General features: G+C 36.4%; 18 protein-coding genes. 9 read left to right on the top strand and 9 right to left on the bottom strand.

Annotated features, from left to right (window positions below):
* Together ABIZ51_00795 and ABIZ51_00790 are read left to right on the top strand one after the other, a co-directional pair.
* Positions 1–1,296, top strand: a 1,296-nt coding sequence (locus ABIZ51_00795; protein ID MEO7087311.1) for a Mur ligase family protein, incomplete at its 5' end; no start/stop codon positions are given.
* A 6-nt stretch (positions 1,297–1,302) separates the two neighbouring features.
* A complete protein-coding gene (locus tag ABIZ51_00790) occupies positions 1,303–1,980 on the top strand; it encodes a DUF2461 domain-containing protein (protein MEO7087310.1) in 678 nt (225 codons plus the stop codon).
* 3 nt (positions 1,981–1,983) lie between these two features.
* Here ABIZ51_00790 and cysQ read toward each other — a convergent pair whose 3' ends face one another.
* From cysQ to ABIZ51_00750, 8 genes are all read right to left on the bottom strand, one after another.
* Positions 1,984–2,796, bottom strand: coding sequence for a 3'(2'),5'-bisphosphate nucleotidase CysQ (cysQ, locus tag ABIZ51_00785; protein MEO7087309.1), 813 nt, complete (start codon positions 2,794–2,796; stop codon positions 1,984–1,986).
* Positions 2,797–2,887: 91 nt separating this feature from the next.
* Complete coding sequence (gene rsmI / locus ABIZ51_00780; protein ID MEO7087308.1) at positions 2,888–3,562, bottom strand: 16S rRNA (cytidine(1402)-2'-O)-methyltransferase; 675 nt, start codon at positions 3,560–3,562, stop codon at positions 2,888–2,890.
* A 20-nt stretch (positions 3,563–3,582) separates the two neighbouring features.
* Entirely contained in the window at positions 3,583–4,926 is a 1,344-nt protein-coding gene (gene nuoF / locus ABIZ51_00775; GenBank protein ID MEO7087307.1) for an NADH-quinone oxidoreductase subunit NuoF, read from the bottom strand.
* A 3-nt stretch (positions 4,927–4,929) separates the two neighbouring features.
* Positions 4,930–5,424 (bottom strand): NADH-quinone oxidoreductase subunit NuoE, encoded by a 495-nt coding sequence (gene nuoE, locus ABIZ51_00770; GenBank protein MEO7087306.1) that lies wholly within the window; start codon positions 5,422–5,424, stop codon positions 4,930–4,932.
* 106 nt (positions 5,425–5,530) lie between these two features.
* Positions 5,531–6,727, bottom strand: a complete 1,197-nt coding sequence (gene nuoD / locus ABIZ51_00765) for an NADH dehydrogenase (quinone) subunit D (GenBank protein MEO7087305.1) — start codon at positions 6,725–6,727, stop codon at positions 5,531–5,533.
* 11 nt (positions 6,728–6,738) lie between these two features.
* Positions 6,739–7,248: an NADH-quinone oxidoreductase subunit C gene (locus ABIZ51_00760; protein MEO7087304.1), complete on the bottom strand. Its 510-nt coding sequence runs from the start codon at positions 7,246–7,248 to the stop codon at positions 6,739–6,741.
* 6 nt (positions 7,249–7,254) lie between these two features.
* Entirely contained in the window at positions 7,255–7,815 is a 561-nt protein-coding gene (locus tag ABIZ51_00755) for an NADH-quinone oxidoreductase subunit B (protein ID MEO7087303.1), read from the bottom strand.
* A 54-nt stretch (positions 7,816–7,869) separates the two neighbouring features.
* A complete protein-coding gene (locus ABIZ51_00750; GenBank protein MEO7087302.1) occupies positions 7,870–8,238 on the bottom strand; it encodes an NADH-quinone oxidoreductase subunit A in 369 nt (122 codons plus the stop codon).
* Positions 8,239–8,427: 189 nt separating this feature from the next.
* On the opposite strand from ABIZ51_00750, the gene ABIZ51_00745 reads away from it, so the two are divergent.
* The 4 genes from ABIZ51_00745 (at position 8,428) to ybeY (ending at position 13,619) form a co-directional block, all read left to right on the top strand.
* Positions 8,428–9,234, top strand: a complete 807-nt coding sequence (locus ABIZ51_00745; protein ID MEO7087301.1) for a toxin-antitoxin system YwqK family antitoxin — start codon at positions 8,428–8,430, stop codon at positions 9,232–9,234.
* A gap of 130 nt (positions 9,235–9,364) precedes the next feature.
* Entirely contained in the window at positions 9,365–12,742 is a 3,378-nt protein-coding gene (locus ABIZ51_00740) for a DUF4175 family protein (GenBank protein MEO7087300.1), read from the top strand.
* Positions 12,711–13,157 carry an ATP-binding protein gene (locus ABIZ51_00735; protein MEO7087299.1) on the top strand — a complete coding sequence of 149 codons (447 nt, stop codon included), beginning with the start codon at positions 12,711–12,713 and terminating at the stop codon, positions 13,155–13,157. The genes ABIZ51_00740 and ABIZ51_00735 overlap by 32 nt, the downstream gene beginning before the upstream one ends.
* 36 nt (positions 13,158–13,193) lie before the next feature.
* Positions 13,194–13,619: an rRNA maturation RNase YbeY gene (gene ybeY / locus ABIZ51_00730; protein MEO7087298.1), complete on the top strand. Its 426-nt coding sequence runs from the start codon at positions 13,194–13,196 to the stop codon at positions 13,617–13,619.
* Positions 13,620–13,659: 40 nt separating this feature from the next.
* Here ybeY and ABIZ51_00725 read toward each other — a convergent pair whose 3' ends face one another.
* Positions 13,660–14,865, bottom strand: coding sequence for a homoserine dehydrogenase (locus ABIZ51_00725; GenBank protein MEO7087297.1), 1,206 nt, complete (start codon positions 14,863–14,865; stop codon positions 13,660–13,662).
* 458 nt (positions 14,866–15,323) lie between these two features.
* Here ABIZ51_00725 and ABIZ51_00720 point away from each other — a divergent pair, with 458 nt between their 5' ends.
* From ABIZ51_00720 to ABIZ51_00710, 3 genes are read left to right on the top strand one after another with little or no spacing between them, the layout of a single operon-like run.
* Positions 15,324–16,424: an Mrp/NBP35 family ATP-binding protein gene (locus tag ABIZ51_00720; GenBank protein MEO7087296.1), complete on the top strand. Its 1,101-nt coding sequence runs from the start codon at positions 15,324–15,326 to the stop codon at positions 16,422–16,424.
* 28 nt (positions 16,425–16,452) lie between these two features.
* Positions 16,453–16,722, top strand: a complete 270-nt coding sequence (locus ABIZ51_00715) for a NifU family protein (GenBank protein ID MEO7087295.1) — start codon at positions 16,453–16,455, stop codon at positions 16,720–16,722.
* A gap of 11 nt (positions 16,723–16,733) precedes the next feature.
* Positions 16,734–18,077: a hypothetical protein gene (locus ABIZ51_00710; GenBank protein MEO7087294.1), complete on the top strand. Its 1,344-nt coding sequence runs from the start codon at positions 16,734–16,736 to the stop codon at positions 18,075–18,077.
* Positions 18,078–18,150 lie beyond the last annotated feature (73 nt).

Genomic DNA, 18,150 nt, shown 5'->3' with positions numbered 1-18,150 from the left:
GGTTCGGACGATGAAATTTTTGAACCTTCCAAATCGCGGCTCGCGAAATACAATTTATTGCCCAAAGAAAATGGCTGGAATGTTTCTAAAATTACGAATGAGTTAGATGCTGTAATTCTTGGTATGCACGCTCGTGCGGATAATCCAGAATTATTAAAAGCGAAGGAAATCGGCTTAAAAATATTTTCATATCCGGAATATATTTACGAGCAAACCAAAGATAAAATTCGTGTGGTAATTGGTGGAAGTCATGGAAAAACAACCATTACCGCCATGATTTTGCACGTGTTACATTTTCATAAAATAGATTGCGATTATTTAGTTGGCGCGCAATTGGAAGGTTTCGACACAATGGTAAAACTCTCGAAAGAAGCCAAAATAGCCGTTATTGAAGGTGATGAATACTTATCTTCTCCGATTGATCGCAGACCGAAATTTCATTTATACAAACCCAATATCGCTATTTTATGCGGTATTGCTTGGGATCACATTAATGTGTTTCCGACTTTTGAAAATTATGTGGAGCAATTTAAAATTTTTGTAAATCTGATTGAACCTTTTGGAAGTCTTGTGTATTGCGAGTTAGACAAAGAAGTAAAAAATGTTTCCGAAGCAGCTCGCGCAGATATTAAAAAAATTCCGTACGGAATTCCATCTCATAAAATTGAAAATGGCATTACGATTTTAACGAATTGCACAACAAAAGCAGGTACTTGCGAGCTTTCTATTTTTGGTGAACACAATTTAATGAATTTGAATGGAGCGCGTTTGGCGTGTCAACAATTAGGAATTGATGATGAAAAATTTTACGAAGCGATTACTTCTTTTTCGGGTGCATCCAGACGATTGGAATTGGTTGAAAAAAATAATTTTTCAGCTGTTTATAAAGATTTTGCGCATTCGCCATCCAAGCTGAAAGCTACTACACAAGCGGTTAAAAAGCAATTCCCGAATAGAAAATTAATTGCTTGTATGGAGTTGCACACCTTCAGCAGTTTGAACGAAGATTTTTTGAAACAATATGAAAATTCAATGGCCTTGGCAGACGAAGCTTTTGTGTATTTTAATCCGCATACCATCGAACATAAAAAACTAAAAAATATTACCGAAGCACAAGTAAAAGCTGCTTTTGGCGGAACTAATATTTCTATTTTTACAGATGCAAAAAAGTTATTTTCACATTTGCTTTCGCTGGATTATACACACACCAATTTATTAATGATGAGTTCGGGAAATTTTGATGGCATTGATTTTAAGGAGTTAGCAAAACGTGTTTTGAAAACTAATAAAAATTAATTTACAATGGAAAAAGAAACGTTAGAATTTCTGAAAAAATTAAAAAATAATAATAACAAACCTTGGTTTGACGCACATAGAAAAGAATATGAAATTGCGAAAGAAGATATGCGAAAATCAGTTGAAAAAATAATTTTTTCGATTGTGCAATTTGATAAATCAATCAGTGGACAAGAAGCTAAAAAGTGTATGTTCCGCATCAATCGTGATGTGCGTTTTTCAAAAAATAAAAGTCCGTACAAAAATAATTTTGGTGCATCTATTTCCGAAGGTGGAAAAAAATCTTTTTCGCCCGTTTATTATTTACATATTCAACCTGGAAACTCTTTTGTAGCAGGCGGAATGTATATGCCGCAGCCACCACAATTAAATGCAGTTCGTCAAGAAATTGATTACAATACAAAAGAATTTTTAGCCCTTTTGAAAGACAAAAATTTCAAAAAATATTTTTCGGGATTGTCGGACGAAGACAAATTGAAAAATCCTCCGCGCGGCTATACTGCAGATAATCCAGTAATTGAAATTTTGAAAAATAAAAATTTTATTGTGCTTCATAAATTAACGGATGAAAAAATTTTGGCGAAAAATTTTATTCAGGCAACAACCGAAATTTGCAAAAGCATTTCCCCTTTACATCAATTTCTAAAGCGCGCTATTGACGGAATTGAGAATACGTCTGTGTAAAAATTATTCAGCAATAAACCAATTATTGAGTAATTCCTTTTTGTTGTACAACATTGAATTTTTAGTTGTGCAATCCGTAATATTTTTTCCTGAAAGCTCCAGAATCGTTTGTCCTGCGGCAGTATCCCATTCCATTGTGGGCGCAAAACGCGGATAAATAGAAGCAGCGCCTTCTGCCAGCAAACAAAATTTTATAGAACTTCCAGAAGATATAAATTCGATTTCAGAATATTTTTTTCGCAGCTCAGAAATAAATTTTTCGGTTGCTTCCGATAAATGCGAACGACTTGCTAATACTCGAAAAGAATTTTTTTCAGAACTGTTTTTCAGAGGTAATTTTTCAGATATTTTTAGTAAATCTTCCAAACTATTTATTTCAGTTGAAGGCGAAGTACATTTAAAACTTCCAATGCCGATACAGGCAAAATATAAAATATTTTTTACAGGAATATAAATCACGCCAAGTATTGATTTTTGCTCGTGAATTAGGGCAATATTGGTGGTAAACTCTCCATTTTTTTTCACAAATTCTTTTGTGCCGTCTAATGGATCTACCATCCAAAAGTAATTCCAATTTTTGCGTTCTTCGTACGGAATGTTGCGCCCTTCTTCACTTAGAACGGGTAATTCTGTTTTCGTTAAAGCAGCAGAAATTATTTCATGCGATTGTTTGTCGGCTTCTGTTAAAGGAGAAAAATCAGATTTCATTTCTACTGAAAAATCTTTTTCGTACACCGACAAAATTTCTTTTCCAGCTTCCAGCGAGGCTTTTATGGCAAGTAATAAATATTGAGAGAGTGTTTCTGTTTCTAGCATTTAGGAAGATTCAAATTTTTGTTTAGAGGTTTAGTAAATAAAAATCGTTCAAAAAAATCTTTTTTGAAATGATTTTAAGGTATAAGTTAATTTACTCCTTTTTCCCTTCTACTACAATTACGATTTCTCCCTTTACTGTTTTCTGACTGAAATACGTCACTAATTCTTGAATAGAGCCACGTTGTGTTTCTTCAAATAGTTTAGTAAGTTCTCGTGAAACAGAGGCTTTGCGTTCGGCACCGAAATGAGTACAGAATTCGGTTAATGTTTTTACCAATCGAAAGGGTGATTCATAAAAAATCATCGTACGCACTTCATTTTGCAATTGAAACATTCGTGTGTTGCGCCCCTTTTTGGGAGGTAAAAATCCTTCAAAACAAAAACGATCTGCAGGTAAACCAGAATTAACCAATGCAGGCACAAAGGCGGTGGCTCCAGGTAAACATTCTACTGCAATTCCTGCACGAATACAGGCTCTTACTAGCAAAAATCCGGGATCAGAAATAGCGGGAGTGCCAGCATCACTTACCAAGGCAATTTTTTCTCCGCTCAAAAGGCGCTGCACTAAAGCATCTACGCTGGAATGTTCATTGTGTAAATGATGCGAAAACATTTTTTTTTCAATCTCAAAATGTTTTAAGAGAAATCCTGTTGTGCGTGTATCTTCTGCTAAAATAACATCCACTTCTTTCAAAATACGAATCGCTCGAAGCGTCATGTCTTCTAAGTTTCCGATGGGAGTAGGAACTAAAAAAAGTTTCGACATGATTGTGTATAAAGCAGAAATTAAGCTTCCACCAAATTATTCAGACGGTAATAATGTTTCACGTCTTTTATTTGTTCTGGATGTTTAATGTATTCTTCAAAATCCGCTCTGAAATGTCGAATGGCACTGGCAACGGGCCAAGCAGATGCATCTCCCAAAGGACAAATTGTACGCCCATCTATTTTGCTTTGTACGTCCCACAATAAATCAATGTCTTCAATGGTGCCGTGTCCGTCTAATATTCTATGAAGTATTTTTTCCATCCAACCAGTTCCTTCGCGGCAAGGACTGCATTGTCCGCAACTTTCGTGATGATAAAAACGCGCAAAAGTATACAGGTTTTTTACCACGCTGGTACTTTCGTCCATGACAATAAAACCACCTGAACCCAGCATTGTTCCAGCTTGAAATCCTCCTTCACTCAAGGATTCATAACTCATCAAGCGGGGTTCTCCGGTAGGCGTTTTTAATAATTTATCACCAGGAAGTACAGGTACGGAAGAACCTCCGGCAACAACTGCTTTTAATTTTTTACCATTGCGAATACCTCCGCAATACGTGTCAGAATAAATAAATTCTTCTACCGGTAAACCTAATTCTATTTCGTAAACACCCGGTTTATTAATATGTCCGCAAGCAGAAATTAATTTTGTTCCAGTACTTTTTCCAATTCCGATTTTCGCATATTCCTCGCCCGTCATGTTGATGATGTGCGGAACAGCAGCAATGGTTTCCACGTTATTTACAACCGTTGGGCACGCCCATAAACCTGATATAGCAGGAAAAGGCGGTTTCATTCGAGGATTTCCTCTTTTGCCTTCCAATGATTCGATTAAAGCCGTTTCTTCTCCGCAGATATACGCTCCAGCTCCGGGATGCACATATAAATCAAGAGAATAATCGGTTCCTAAAATATTTTTTCCGAGAAAACCTGCTGCATAAGCTTCATCAATTGCTTTTTCAAGAATATGATATTGATGCATCATCTCTCCGCGAATGTAGATATACGCAGTATTCGCGCCCAACGCAAAGCTGGAAACAATCATTCCTTCTATTAATGAGTGCGGAATGTGTTGCATTAAAAAGCGATCTTTAAAAGTTCCGGGCTCGCTTTCATCGGCATTGCAAACCAAATAACGCGGATTGCCCGATTTTTTATCAATGAAACTCCATTTCATTCCTGTCGGAAATCCTGCTCCACCTCGTCCGCGTAATCCCGATTTTTTCACTTCGTCTACTACTGCATCCGGATTCATCGTCTTCAAAGCCTTTTCCACAGCAGCATATCCTCCCTTTTGGCGATATACTTCAAATGTGTCAATATTCGGAACGTTGAGGTGTTCTAATAATAGTTGTCTGCCCATAGCTTATTGATTGTGAGCTTTTATTTTTTCTTTCGCCCAATGCGAAATACTTTCTTTCGTATTATTTTTGTAATCGTTTAAAATAGTATCCACACTTTCGCACGTTAAATTCTCGTGGTATTTTTCCCCTATCTGCATTATGGGAGCTGTTCCGCACGAAGCCAAACATTCAACTGTTTTCAAGGTAAACATGCCGTCTTTCGTGGTTTCACCTACTTTTACTTGTAATTTTTTTTCGATGTGTCTAACGATATCTTCTGCACCCATTAACCAACAAGGACCTGTTCGACACACTTCAATCACGCATTTACCAACGGGTTTTAAATTGTACATCGAATAGAATGTAGCTACTTCATACACTTCTACTGGTAAAATATGTAAGATAGATGCCACGTAATCCATCGTTTCCGGACTTAGCCATCCGTCAAATTCCGCTTGCGCGAGATGTAAAATGGGTAATAAAGCTGATTTTTGTTTTCCTTCCGGATAACGTTGCATGATTTTATGGCATAGAGCCAATGCATCGTCGCTAAATTTAGGTTGTTTATGAGTGCTCACGGAATTAAATTAAATTTGTTTTTTAGCTCTTCAAAAAAATATTTTTTCAGGCGTCTAATTCGCCCGCAATTACATTCATACTGCTCATCGTTAAAATAGCATCCGAAAGCATTTGTCCTTTTATCATTTCCGGATAGGCTTGGTAATAAATAAAACACGGTCTGCGGAAATGCAAGCGGTACGGCGTTCTCCCGCCATCACTTACCAAATAAAATCCCAATTCCCCGTTACCGCCTTCCACACAATGATACACTTCTCCAACTGGAATTTCTGTTTCGCCCATCACAATTTTAAAGTGATAAATCAGCGCTTCCATATTATTATACACTTGTTCTTTCGGGGGCAAATAAAAATCAGGAACGTTTGCGTGAAAAGGTCCTTCGGGCATTTTTTTAAGAGCTTGTTGAATGATGCTCAAACTCTGCCACATTTCTTCTAAACGCACCATAAAACGATCATACGTATCTCCATTTGTGCCTAAAGGAATCGTAAACTCAAAATCTTCGTAAGAGCAATATGGATTCATCACACGCACATCGTAATCAACGCCTGCTGCACGTAAATTTGGACCTGTAAAACCATAATTCAACGCTCTTTCTGCAGAAATTCCGCCAACGCCAATAGTCCGATCCATAAAAATTCGGTTGCGCATTACCAACACTTCAAACTCTTTTAATTTTGCAGGGAAATCTTTTAAAAAGATATTTATTTTATCCCAAGCCTTTTTAGAAAAATCGCGCTCTATGCCGCCAATACGACCGATGTTAGTAGTTAAGCGAGCACCACATATTTCTTCAAAAATTTCATAAATCCATTCTCTGCATTGGAATAAATATAAAAAGCCGGTCATAGCACCGGTATCCACCGCAATTACCGTATCGCACACAATGTGATCTGCAATGCGCGAAAGTTCCATAATAATAACGCGCATATACTCGGCTCTTTTCGGAATCTCCACACCTAATAATTTCTCCACCGTCATGTGCCAACCCATATTATTGATGGGGCTGGAGCAATAATTCAAACGATCCGTAAGCGTAGTAATTTGATAAAAAGGTCGGCGTTCTGCTATTTTCTCAAATGCTCTATGGATGTAGCCGATAGTAGATTTTGCATCCACAATTACTTCTCCATCCATCGTCAGCACGTTTTGAAAAATTCCGTGCGTAGCAGGGTGTGTAGGACCTAAATTTAAGGTTGAATATTCCTTTTCTTCTGTGATAATTTCTGCCAGCTTATTCATAAAAGTATTTTTTACCTGCCAAACATGGCATTGTTTTTATCTTCTCGTGTCTGATCTTCCAACGGAAACTCTTTCCGCAAAGGAAAATCTATCATTTCATCCACATTCAAAATTCTGCGTAAATCAGGATGTTCTTTAAAAGTGATTCCATAAAAATCGTATGTCTCGCGTTCCATCCAATTCGCAGCAGAAAATAATTTTGTTAAAGTTGGAACAGAAGGATCAGAAAGACTGGTGAATAATTTTAATCGAATACGATAATTTTTTTGCATGTTGTGCAAATGATACACCACGCCTAATTCTTGTGATTTATTGTTCGGGAAATGAATTCCGCAAATATCGGTGAGAAAAGTAAATTGTAATTCGGGACTTTCATAGAGGAAGCGTATAATCTCTTCAATTTTCTCTTTCTTTACAGTAAAAACAGGAAAATCTCTTGCCATTTCGGCAGAAACAATTTCTTCCTTAAATTTTTCGTTCAGTTGCTGATTTACGAGAGTGAGTAATTCCGTTTTTTCCATTCCTAATTATTCTATATTGTATTTAGCGAGTAAAGCCTTGTATTCATCAGTATCTCGTCTGCGAATGGATTCGTTTTGAATCAATTCTTGAATTTTTAAAATTCCATCCAATACTTGCTCCGGATTCGGCGGGCAACCCGGAATGTAAACATCCACGGGAATAATCCGATCAATTCCTTGTAAAACGCTGTAGGTATCAAAAATTCCTCCGCTGGAAGCGCAAGCGCCCATGGATAATACCCAACGTGGTTCTGCCATTTGTTCGTAAACCTGACGTAAAACGGGGCCCATTTTTTTAGCGATGGTTCCCATCACCATTAATAAATCCGCTTGACGAGGAGAAAAGCTTAAACGTTCTGCACCAAAACGACCTAAATCGTAATGTGCACCCATCGTTGCCATAAATTCGATTCCGCAACAAGAAGTAGCAAAAGGAAGTGGCCAAATAGAATTTTTACGTGCCATTCCTACTACTTTATCAATGCTTGTAGCAAAAAATCCAGGACCTTCAATACCAGGAGGCGCTTTGGTAATCTCTACATTTGTTTTTACTGTTGCCGTGCTCATCTTCAAAAATCCTTTGTAAAAAAATATTTTTCTAAACGTTTAATTTCTGATTTTTTATTCCCACTTCAATGCGCCTTTTTTGATGATGTAAGCAAAGCCAATGGCGAAAAATGCCATAAAACCAAGCATTTCGAAAAATCCTGTCATGCGTAAAACTTTAAAATTAACAGCCCAGGGATACATAAAAATAACTTCTACATCAAATAAAACAAATAAAATAGCAATTAAAAAATATTTTATGGAAAAGGGAACACGCGCATTTCCTTGTGATTCGATGCCACATTCAAACGTGTCTAACTTTATTTTTGATTTGCGTTTTGGTCCTAAACGATGCGTGAAAAACATAACCAGAACTACAAAACCAGAGGCTACAAGCAGCATCAATCCAATTGGAATATAATCAATCGCGGAACTTTGAGGCATAAAAAAGAGATAAATACTATTTAGTGCGACAAATTTAGACAATAATTTTCGAAAAATTTATTTTTCGCGCCCTATTTTTTCAATTCGGTAAAAATGCTTTAACAAAAATTAACAATCGTCTTTGTGATGTTGATTTGTATTTCCAATTCAAATCCTGCACTTTTGCAGTAAAATTAATCCTCCTATAAAATGACATCAAAAATAACACTTCGAAAAAATAATTTTTTGGCGACTCTTTTTCTGTTTTCTTTTTTCGCCTTTTCTGCTTCCGCGAAAACTTTTTTTTCTGCGCAAAGCGATTCCAATAAAGTAGATGGGCGAGGCTTGAAACAAGGTTTGTGGTGCGAAAAAGTAGGCGAAACAAATTGGTATGGAAATTATGTGGATGGAAAAAAAGATGGTTCGTGGATGGATTATCATCCCAACGGAATTATTCATTTTTTATCGACATATAAAAACGGAATGCGCAATGGAATTGCGATAGAAATTGATAATAACGGTTATTTTTTATCGGAAGAACATTTTGTAAATGATACGATTGATGGTTATTTGAAAACGTATTTTCCGGGCGGAAGAACTAAAACAGAATCTAAATTTTCGATGGGAAAATACAATGGATTTAACCATGTTTATTACGATAACGGACAAATGCAAGAAGATGGAAATTACAAAATGAATGTGCGTGATGGCGTTTCGAAATGGTATTATGAAGATGGAAAAATAAATACACAATTCACGTATGTGGATGGAAAAATTGAAGGCGGAGCGCTCAGTTATTTTGATAGCAATGGAAATGTTCAAACAAAAAGTATTTACAAAAATAATACGCTGGATGGTCCTTACACCGAATATTTTGATGGCAAACAAGTGAAAATTACAGGCACGTATAAAGACGGAAAAAAAGATGGCATTTGGATGGAATATGACATTAACGGAAAAATACTTTCAAAAATTAAATATAAAAATGGCGTAGAAAAAGGGCATTCAAAAAAATAATTTTTCGAACCTATTTTTAACACGATTTTTTTCAGTGCGATTTCTCCTTTTACTTTTTGTAACTTTGCTCGTTTAGTAGCGGCGGAAAAATAATTTTTCGCGCAGCAAAAGAACGATTGCGATTTTTACGATGCAAAAAAACAATTATCAATTATTGATTGAAAAGCTGGATGAATTTATCCGGAAATACTATAAGAATCAGCTGATACGCGGCGTTTTATATAGTGTTGCCATCGGATTTATTTTTTATCTGGCGGTTGTTATTTTGGAATATTTTGCGCATTTCGATGTGCTTATTCGCAGCATTTTATTTTACACTTTTATCTTTGCCAACGTTTATATTTTGGTTCGTTGGGTAAGTATTCCTGTGCTGAAATTATACAAACTCGGAAAAATTATTTCGTACGAACAAGCTGCTATTATTATTGGAAATCATTTTGGCGAAGTAAAAGATAAATTGCTAAACGTGCTGCAATTGCAGCAGCAAAGCCTTGTTGCCAATACTATTTTGGTAGAAGCGAGCATCGAACAAAAAATAAATTTGTTGCGTCCTATTCCGTTTTCGGCTGCTGTTGATTTTGGCGAAAATAAAAAATACATTACGTATGCTGCTTTTCCGCTTTTGATTTTTTTAATTTTACTCTTTTCCGCGCCAGCAGTGATTAAGCAAGGCACTTGGCGAATGGTGGAACATCAAACTTTTTTCGCGAAACAAGCTCCTTTTCAATTTGTGATTAATAACAATTCGCTTACAGCCATTCAGCAGCAAGACTTTCAGCTAAATGTAAAATTAACGGGAAATAATGTTCCGCAAGATGTGTTCATCAACATTGGCGAAAATCAATATAAATTGACAAAAGAAAATACTGTTTTGTTTAATTATATTTTCAAAAGTGTACAAAGTTCCATCACGTTTCAGTTAAGTGCAGATGGTTTTCAATCGCAAGAATATCATTTGAAAGTATTGCCAAATCCGGTTTTGCTCGATTTTGAAATCAGTTTAAATTATCCAAAATACACTGGAAAAAAGGATGAAGTTTTAAAAAATACTGGCGATTTAGTGGTTCCGCAAGGCACAAAAATCAGTTGGAAATTTAATACGAAAAATACAAATGCACTTGTTTTGCATTTCGGAGATTCGTCGGTAATCGTGAAACAGTGCAATGAAAATCAATTTGTGTACGGCACGCGTTTGATGAGCAGTAAAAATTATTCCATTCGCACGTCGAACGAATTTATGAAAAACAAAGATTCTATCGGTTATTCCATTAACGTGATTCCGGATTTGTATCCAACGATTCAGGTGCAAGAAAAAACGGATTCGATGGACTCGAAAAAATATTTTTTTAACGGTGCTATTCGCGACGATTATGGATTCACGAAACTCACGTTTAATTATCGCTTTTTAGCGAATGATTCATCCGCAAACGGTAAAAAAAACAATTTGCAAATCGTTTCTATTCCTGTAAATAAAACGTTGACGCAGGATCGTTTTTATTATTTCTGGGAAATGGATTCGTTGAATATTCAGCCGGGTGATCAATTGGAATATTATTTCGAAGTGTGGGATAATGATGAAGTAAATGGAGCAAAATCTACGCGTTCTGAAAAAATGATTTTTAAAGCGCCAACGCTGGAAGAAATTGCGCAGAACACCGAAAAAAACAATACGAATATCAAAAATAATATGCAGCAAGCGATCAACGAAGCGCAGCAAATGCAACAACAATTAAGCAATACGAGCGAAGATATTTTTCAGAAGAAAAATTTGGATTGGCAAGAAAAAAAGAAAATTCAGGATTTATTAAATCATCAACAAGAGTTGCAAAAAAAGGTAGATGATTTGCAAAAACAAAACGCACAAAAAGATCAGCAACAATCTGAATTTAAAAAGGAAGATCAAAAAATTGCCGATGAACAACAGCAATTGCAAAAACTTTTCGAACAAGTGATGCCGGAAGAAATGAAAAAGAAATTGGCAGAATTGCAAAAATTATTGAATGAAATGGACAAAGATAAAGTGCAGCAAGAACTTCAAAAAATGAGCATGAATAATAAAGATTTGCAAAAGGAATTGGAGCGCACGTTGGAATTGTTTAAGCAGATGGAAGTACAGCAAAAATTAAGTGATGCCATCGACAAATTAAAAGATTTATCTCAGAAACAGCAAGGCTTAGCGGACAAAACGAAAGAAAAAAGTAACAAATCGGATAATCAAGCCGTAAAAGACCAACAAAAGAAATTGAATCAACAATTTGATGATTTCAAAAAAGACATGCAGGATTTGGCAAAAAAGAATAGTGAGTTGGAAAATCCGAATACTTTGCCAAATACCGAAAAGCAGCAGCAGGATATAAAAGATCAAATGAGTAAAAGCAGCGAGCAATTGCAGAATAATAAAAACAGTAAAGCGTCGGAATCGCAGCAGAATGCTTCTAAACAAATGAATCAACTTTCGCAGCAAATGGCGCAAATGCAATTACAAATGCAACAGCAAGCACAAACAGAAGACATTGCTGCTTTGCGTGCTATACTTGATAATTTGATTCAGCTTTCTTTTGATCAAGAGGCATTGATGAATAAAATCGGAAAAACGAGTACGGATAATCCTCAGTATATGAAAATTGCGGAAGACCAAAAAAATTTACAAGACAATACCAAAACCATTGAAGACAGCCTTTTCGCGTTAAGCAAACGCGCGCCGCAAATCAACGGAATTGTGAATCGAGAAATTGCGAGCATCAATATGAATATGACTAAATCCATTGATGCGATGGCGAAAAGAGAAACATTTGCAGCGGCAGAAAGACAACAATATTCAATGACATCCATCAATAATTTAGCACTTTTATTGGACGAATCTTTGCAACAAATGCAAAAAGATCAGAAAAAAAATCAAATGCAAGGAGAGGGAAGTTGCTCGAAACCTGGAGGAAAAAGCCCAAAACCTTCCATGGCGCAAATGCGTTCCATGCAGCAGCAATTAAACGAGCAAATTCAAGCTTTACAACAAGCGATGAAAAAAGGTGGAAAAAAAGACGGGAAAAGTGGGAAAGGCGGAAAGAACGGGCAGTCAGGTTTCAGCGAACAATTGGTAAAGTTGGCTGCGCAACAGGCTGCCATTCGAGAAGCAATGCAACAAGGAGAAAGTGAAATGGATCCGACAGGAAAACAAGCCGGGCAAATGAGCGAGATGGAAAAGGAAATGAACAAAACAGAAACCGATTTAGTAAATAAAATGTTGAGCGAAGAAACGGTTAAACGCCAGCAAGCTATTTTAACGCGCATGTTGGAATCTGAAAAGGCGGAAAAGGAGCAGAAATGGGACAATAAGCGTGATGCGATTACGGCGAAACAACAACTTTTCGCCAATCCGCCAATAGGATTTTTACAATTCAATACACAAAAAATACAAGAACAAGAATTATTAAAAACCGTTCCTCCATCATTAACCCCTTTTTATAAAACCAAAGTCAATGAGTACTTCAACAACATTCAGTCAAACTGACCATTTTATGGCAATACAGAAACTAAAAATAACGTCCTCTACCGAAAATATTTTTTTAGTGGAGAAATTTATCGAAGAAGTTTGTGAAAAGTTTAAAGTCACGGAAGAACATTACGGCAATATTTTAATCGCCATTACGGAAGCCGTTAATAACGCCATTCAGCACGGTAATAAATCCAATCCGAAAAAAAATATTTTGATTACATTAACTACTGAAAAAAATAAAATTTCATTTACCATTGAAGACGAAGGCGAAGGGTTTGATTATTCTAATATTCCCGATCCAACAAACCCTGAAAACATTGAAAAGCCAAATGGAAGAGGCGTTTTTTTAATGCGTAATTTGGCAGATAAAGTTTGCTTTTACGACAAAGGAAAAAAAGTAGAATTGGATTTTAATATTTGTGCGAATTGATTTTTTGTTTCCGATTTTGAAAAAATAATTTTTGAAATGCCTTCTCCTTCCATCAGTTTTCATGCGGTAGATACGCCGTTTAAGCTCAAGCAACAAAAAAAAAATAAAGTTTGGTTGGTGGCTGTGGCTTCCGCTGAAAAAAAAGTTTTCGGAACGCTGAATTATATTTTTTGTAACGATGCGCATTTGCTTCAAATTAACCGCGAATACCTAAAACACGACACTTACACAGATATTATTACTTTCGATTATTCTGAAAAAAAAACAATTTCCGGCGATATTTTTATCAGCATTGAACGCGTAACCGAAAATGCCGAAAAATTTAAACAGCCATTTGAAATTGAATTGCAGCGCGTAATGGTTCACGGCGTTTTACATCTTATCGGATACAAAGATAAATTGCCGCAAGACAAGGAAATAATGCGCGCCAAAGAAAATTTTTATTTAAAAAAAGCACTTTGAAAAATTATTTTTTCGAACATGTCTTTTTCAAAAAATAAGATTACACCGCGCAAACAAAAAGCTTATTTTCTTTATTTCCTTTTAATTGAAAAAGCGATTGCAAATTAACTTCTGCAATAATGTATTTCATTTTCGGAGAAGTATATTCTTCTTCAATAGCAACAATTTCCAAGGCTTTCAATTCTTCTTTGTGTTGATAACGAATGTACACTTTGATGTTAAAATCATTCTCCAATAATTCTTGCGCATTGTATTTTCCATTCAACAATTGACGTACTTTTTTCAGCTTTTTATAACTGTATTTATAATTGTACGTAAGTGCTGAAATGTCTGATAATACGGCGCTTCCCGTCGGATGACTTCCTGCGCCTTTGCCTACAAATGTTTGTTGGCACGAATAAGCGCCTTCCACTTCCACAGCGTTGTATTCGTATAAAACAGTATACAATTCACTATTTTTATTAACGAAATGCGGCAAAGCATACACATGAAATTTGTTTCCTTTTTTGTACGCTTTCGCGATTAATTTGATGCGTAAATTTTTTTCTTTCGCATATAAAATATCATCGTAACTAATATTTTGAATGCCCAAAGCCAATACTTGTTCCGGCTTTAAAAGCACGCCAAAAGCATGAACCGCGAGTAAACACAATTTATAAAGCGTATCATATCCCGCCACATCCAACCACGGATCGGATTCTGCGAAACCATTTTTTTGCGCGTCTTTCAATACATTTTCATACGACAGATTTTCCAATTCCATGCGCGTTAAAATATAATTGCACGATCCATTCAAAATACCTTTTATGCTACTCAATAATTCATTGTCGTAATATTCTTCCAAATTTCTAATGATAGGAATGCTGCCACCTGCAGAGCCTTCGTAAATAAGCGCCACGTTATTTTCTTCTTGCAATTTGTACAAGGCTTCAAAATTTTCTGCCAACATTTTTTTATTTGCCGTTACCACATTCACGCCATTTCTGAGTGCATCGGTAACAATTTCAAAAGCTTCTTGCGCATTGTCAATCAGCTCCACAACAACGTCCAAATTTTTATTTTGCAACACGTCTTTTTTATCGAATGTAAAATACGAGGCATCTATTTTTCTTTTTTTGCTACGATCTTTCACGCAAATTTTTTCGATGTTTGCTTGCAAACCTTGCGAATGATTTAATACATCGTACAATCCTTGTCCAACGCAGCCAAAGCCAAATAATCCGATTGAAATTTTTTTCTCGTTCATATTTTTATTGTTTTGAAAAATTATTTTTTTGATTCGCTTTTTTGATCGGTATAAAATTTAGAAATAAAAAAAGGCTTTTCCTTTTTATCGGAAAAGCCTTTTGAAAAATTATTTTTTTGAGCTCGCTTTTTCCGAAAATTAAATACACATCTCGCAGCACATCATGGCGCTGTAAGCAGTATTCATCGGATAAAAAGCAGTCAATTTCATTTGTATCAATTCAAAAATTGTAAAACAAAGATAATGGAGAAATTATTTTAAAAGCAAATTTATTTTTTGAAAGTTTTATTTTTCTATTCCAAAACCTCGCGCAGATACTGAACCAAGTCCCGCACAACGCTGAGGTCTTAATCGTTACATCTGTACATTTTCTAATTGGTAAATTCTCAAATCATTTTCAATTATTAATGGTTTCTGTAATTTTTGTACTTTTACATACTGTTAAAAAAAGAATAAAAATGATTACCAAGGAACAAGTGCTGGATGCTTTACGGAATGTGGACGATCCGGATTTTAAAAAGGATATTGTAACACTGGGAATGGTGCAAGACATTGTTGTGGAAGGAAACGATGTCCGTTTTACGGTAGAACTCACTACACCTGCTTGTCCGATGAAAGAGCTGATACACCGCGCTTGCGTTAACGCGATTACACATTATGTGAGTAAAGACGCCGTAACCACGGTAAATATGACGGCAAAAGTAACGTCGCAACGTGAACGAAGCGCTTCCGTTTTAAGCGGCGTAAAAAATATTGTTGCCATTGCCTCTGGAAAAGGTGGCGTGGGGAAATCTACCGTAACATCTAATTTAGCGGTGGCATTGGCGATGCAAGGCGCGAAAGTAGGGTTAGTAGATGCCGATATTTACGGACCATCCATGCCTATTATGTTTGATGTAGTTTCAGAAAAGCCGCAAACGAAAGAAATCAACGGAAAAAAATACATGTTGCCAGTAGAAAATTACGGCGTGAAATTACTTTCCATCGGATTTTTTGCAGATACATCACAAGCCGTAGCGTGGCGCGGACCAATGGCTTCCAAAGCGCTTACACAAATGTTATTGGATACGCATTGGGGTGAATTGGATTATTTATTAATTGATTTACCTCCCGGAACGGGCGATATCCATTTGTCGCTTATTTCTGCGGTGCCACTTACAGGCGTCGTAATTGTGAGCACTCCGCAAGCCGTTGCTTTGGCAGATGCAAAACGCGGAATCGGGATGTTTCAAATGCCAGCAATTCACGTTCCCGTTTTGGGAATCGTGGAAAACATGGCGTATTTCACACCAGCGGAATTACCGAATAATAAATATTTTATCTTCGGAAAAGAAGGTGCTAAAAATTTATCGGAAAGTTTACAGCTTCCTTTACTCGGACAAATTCCTTTGGTGCAAAGTATTTGCGAAGCGGGCGATGCTGGGAGGCCCGCAGTATTGCAGGAAAATACACCACAAGCCATCGCATTTATGGAAATGGCAAAAAACGTAGCGCAACAAATCGCAATACAAAATGCAAAACCAAAAGAAGTAAAAATGGCAGAAGTTAGCACGCATTAAAAAAATAATTTTTCAAACGGAAATAAAAATGTCCACAAAAAATTCAGAAATAATTGCCAAAATAGAAGATGCCTTAACTCAATTGCGTCCCTACTTAGAAGCGGACGGCGGCAATGTTTCTTTTGTTGAATTAACGAGCGACAACATCGTGAAGTTGGAATTACATGGCGCTTGCAAGTCGTGTTCGATGAGTATGATGACGCTGAAAGCCGGAATTGAAGACGCCATTAAACGTTCCATTCCCGAAATAAAATCAGTCGAAGCCATTAATATTCCTAAAGAAATTATTCATTCCTAAATTTTTGTTCGATGAAAAAATATTTTTTCCAACTTGCTTTTTTGTGTTTTTTAATCGTTGTTTTTAATTCGTGCAAGCCTTCGCTAAATGTTCCGAAACCTTCTACAGGAACAGCTAATTTTCAAAAAACAATTGCCGTTGGTGGTAGTTATATGGCGGGTTATCAAGATGGAGCTTTGTATGCAAGCGGACAAACAAATTCGTTGCCAGCCATTCTCGCAACGCAATTTAAATTGGTCGGCGGCGGAAATTTTGTTCAGCCAATGATGCCTGATAACAATGGTTTAGGACTAAATATTAAATCGTGGCAAGGACCTTTTATTTCTAAAAACACACTTGGATATGTGGCCGATTGCAAAGGCGTAACAGCATTGCAACCTATAATTAATAATTTGTCAGCAAGTGCAGCAAATCCGTATTTGAATAGCGTACAAGGTACTAATTTCAATAATTACGGTATTCCGGGCGCCACTACGGCTGATTTATTGAACCTCAATCTCTCACTTCCTTTTTCTACTTTTAATCCAAATCCTTTTTATACGCGTTTTGCGACGAGTATCGGAGCATCTACCGTGGCAGCCGATGCAGCGGCGCAACATCCTACTTTTTTCATCGCTTGGTTGGGGATGGAAAACATTTACAATTACGCCCAAAACGGCGGGTATAAAAAAACAATTCTTTCGCCTGCCGCATTTGGCGAGGAGTTGGACAGCATTATCGGCACATTGGCTTTGGGAAATACCAAAGGAGTGATTGCTACTATTCCTGATTTTAGAGACATGCCCTTTTTTACTACCATTCCTTCGCAAGGAGTTGTATTAACACAACATTTGGCAGATTCTCTGAATACATCTACCGGAAATTTATTCCATTTTCAAGCAGATTCCAATGGATTTGTAATCGAATATCCTGCCAATTCAGGGAAATATCGAAAATTAAGTCGTGCCGAATATGTTTTATTGGATGCGCCCTTGGATTCGATGAAGTGCAACATGCTGGGCGTTTTAAATCCTTTGCCGAACCGATATGTATTGGATTCATCTGAAATTCAAATTATTGAAAACGCGATTACCAGCTACAATCAAGTCATTCAGACAAAAGCTTTGCAATACAATTTAGCTTTGGTGGATATGAACGCGTATTTTAAAACGGTTAAAAATGGCATTCTCGACAATGGCGTGAGTTTTAATTCTGCTTTGGTTACAGGTGGATTTTTTAGTTTGGATGGATTTTGTCCGTGCCAAAAAGGATATGCGCTTATCGCCAATCAATTTATTACGGCTATCAACCAAAAATATGGCGCTGCCATTCCTCCAACAAACGTCAATAGTTATCAAGGAATTTCTTTTCCTTAAAAAATTATTTTTTAGATTATTTTTTTGTGCATCGAAAAATTATTTTTTTGAAGCACTTTTTTTACTTCAGAAA

It is taken from the genome of Bacteroidia bacterium (assembly GCA_039924845.1).
Taxonomy (GTDB): Bacteria; Bacteroidota; Bacteroidia; order DATLTG01; family DATLTG01; genus DATLTG01.
The sequence above is the reverse complement of the archived record's forward strand: the minus strand, read 5'-3'. Positions and strand labels throughout refer to the sequence as shown.

Excerpts from the sequence above, each read along its gene's own strand:
- ABIZ51_00790 (MEO7087310.1), top strand. The coding sequence starts at position 1,303 with ATGGAAAAAGAAACGTTAGAATTTCTGAAAAAATTAAAAAATAATAAT.
- cysQ (MEO7087309.1), bottom strand. The coding sequence starts at position 2,796 with ATGCTAGAAACAGAAACACTCTCTCAATATTTATTACTTGCCATAAAA.
- rsmI (MEO7087308.1), bottom strand. The coding sequence starts at position 3,562 with ATGTCGAAACTTTTTTTAGTTCCTACTCCCATCGGAAACTTAGAAGAC.
- nuoF (MEO7087307.1), bottom strand. The coding sequence starts at position 4,926 with ATGGGCAGACAACTATTATTAGAACACCTCAACGTTCCGAATATTGAC.
- nuoE (MEO7087306.1), bottom strand. The coding sequence starts at position 5,424 with ATGCAACGTTATCCGGAAGGAAAACAAAAATCAGCTTTATTACCCATT.
- nuoD (MEO7087305.1), bottom strand. The coding sequence starts at position 6,727 with ATGAATAAGCTGGCAGAAATTATCACAGAAGAAAAGGAATATTCAACC.
- ABIZ51_00760 (MEO7087304.1), bottom strand. The coding sequence starts at position 7,248 with ATGGAAAAAACGGAATTACTCACTCTCGTAAATCAGCAACTGAACGAA.
- ABIZ51_00755 (MEO7087303.1), bottom strand. The coding sequence starts at position 7,815 with ATGAGCACGGCAACAGTAAAAACAAATGTAGAGATTACCAAAGCGCCT.
- ABIZ51_00750 (MEO7087302.1), bottom strand. The coding sequence starts at position 8,238 with ATGCCTCAAAGTTCCGCGATTGATTATATTCCAATTGGATTGATGCTG.
- ABIZ51_00745 (MEO7087301.1), top strand. The coding sequence starts at position 8,428 with ATGACATCAAAAATAACACTTCGAAAAAATAATTTTTTGGCGACTCTT.
- ABIZ51_00740 (MEO7087300.1), top strand. The coding sequence starts at position 9,365 with ATGCAAAAAAACAATTATCAATTATTGATTGAAAAGCTGGATGAATTT.
- ABIZ51_00735 (MEO7087299.1), top strand. The coding sequence starts at position 12,711 with ATGAGTACTTCAACAACATTCAGTCAAACTGACCATTTTATGGCAATA.
- ybeY (MEO7087298.1), top strand. The coding sequence starts at position 13,194 with ATGCCTTCTCCTTCCATCAGTTTTCATGCGGTAGATACGCCGTTTAAG.
- ABIZ51_00725 (MEO7087297.1), bottom strand. The coding sequence starts at position 14,865 with ATGAACGAGAAAAAAATTTCAATCGGATTATTTGGCTTTGGCTGCGTT.
- ABIZ51_00720 (MEO7087296.1), top strand. The coding sequence starts at position 15,324 with ATGATTACCAAGGAACAAGTGCTGGATGCTTTACGGAATGTGGACGAT.
- ABIZ51_00715 (MEO7087295.1), top strand. The coding sequence starts at position 16,453 with ATGTCCACAAAAAATTCAGAAATAATTGCCAAAATAGAAGATGCCTTA.
- ABIZ51_00710 (MEO7087294.1), top strand. The coding sequence starts at position 16,734 with ATGAAAAAATATTTTTTCCAACTTGCTTTTTTGTGTTTTTTAATCGTT.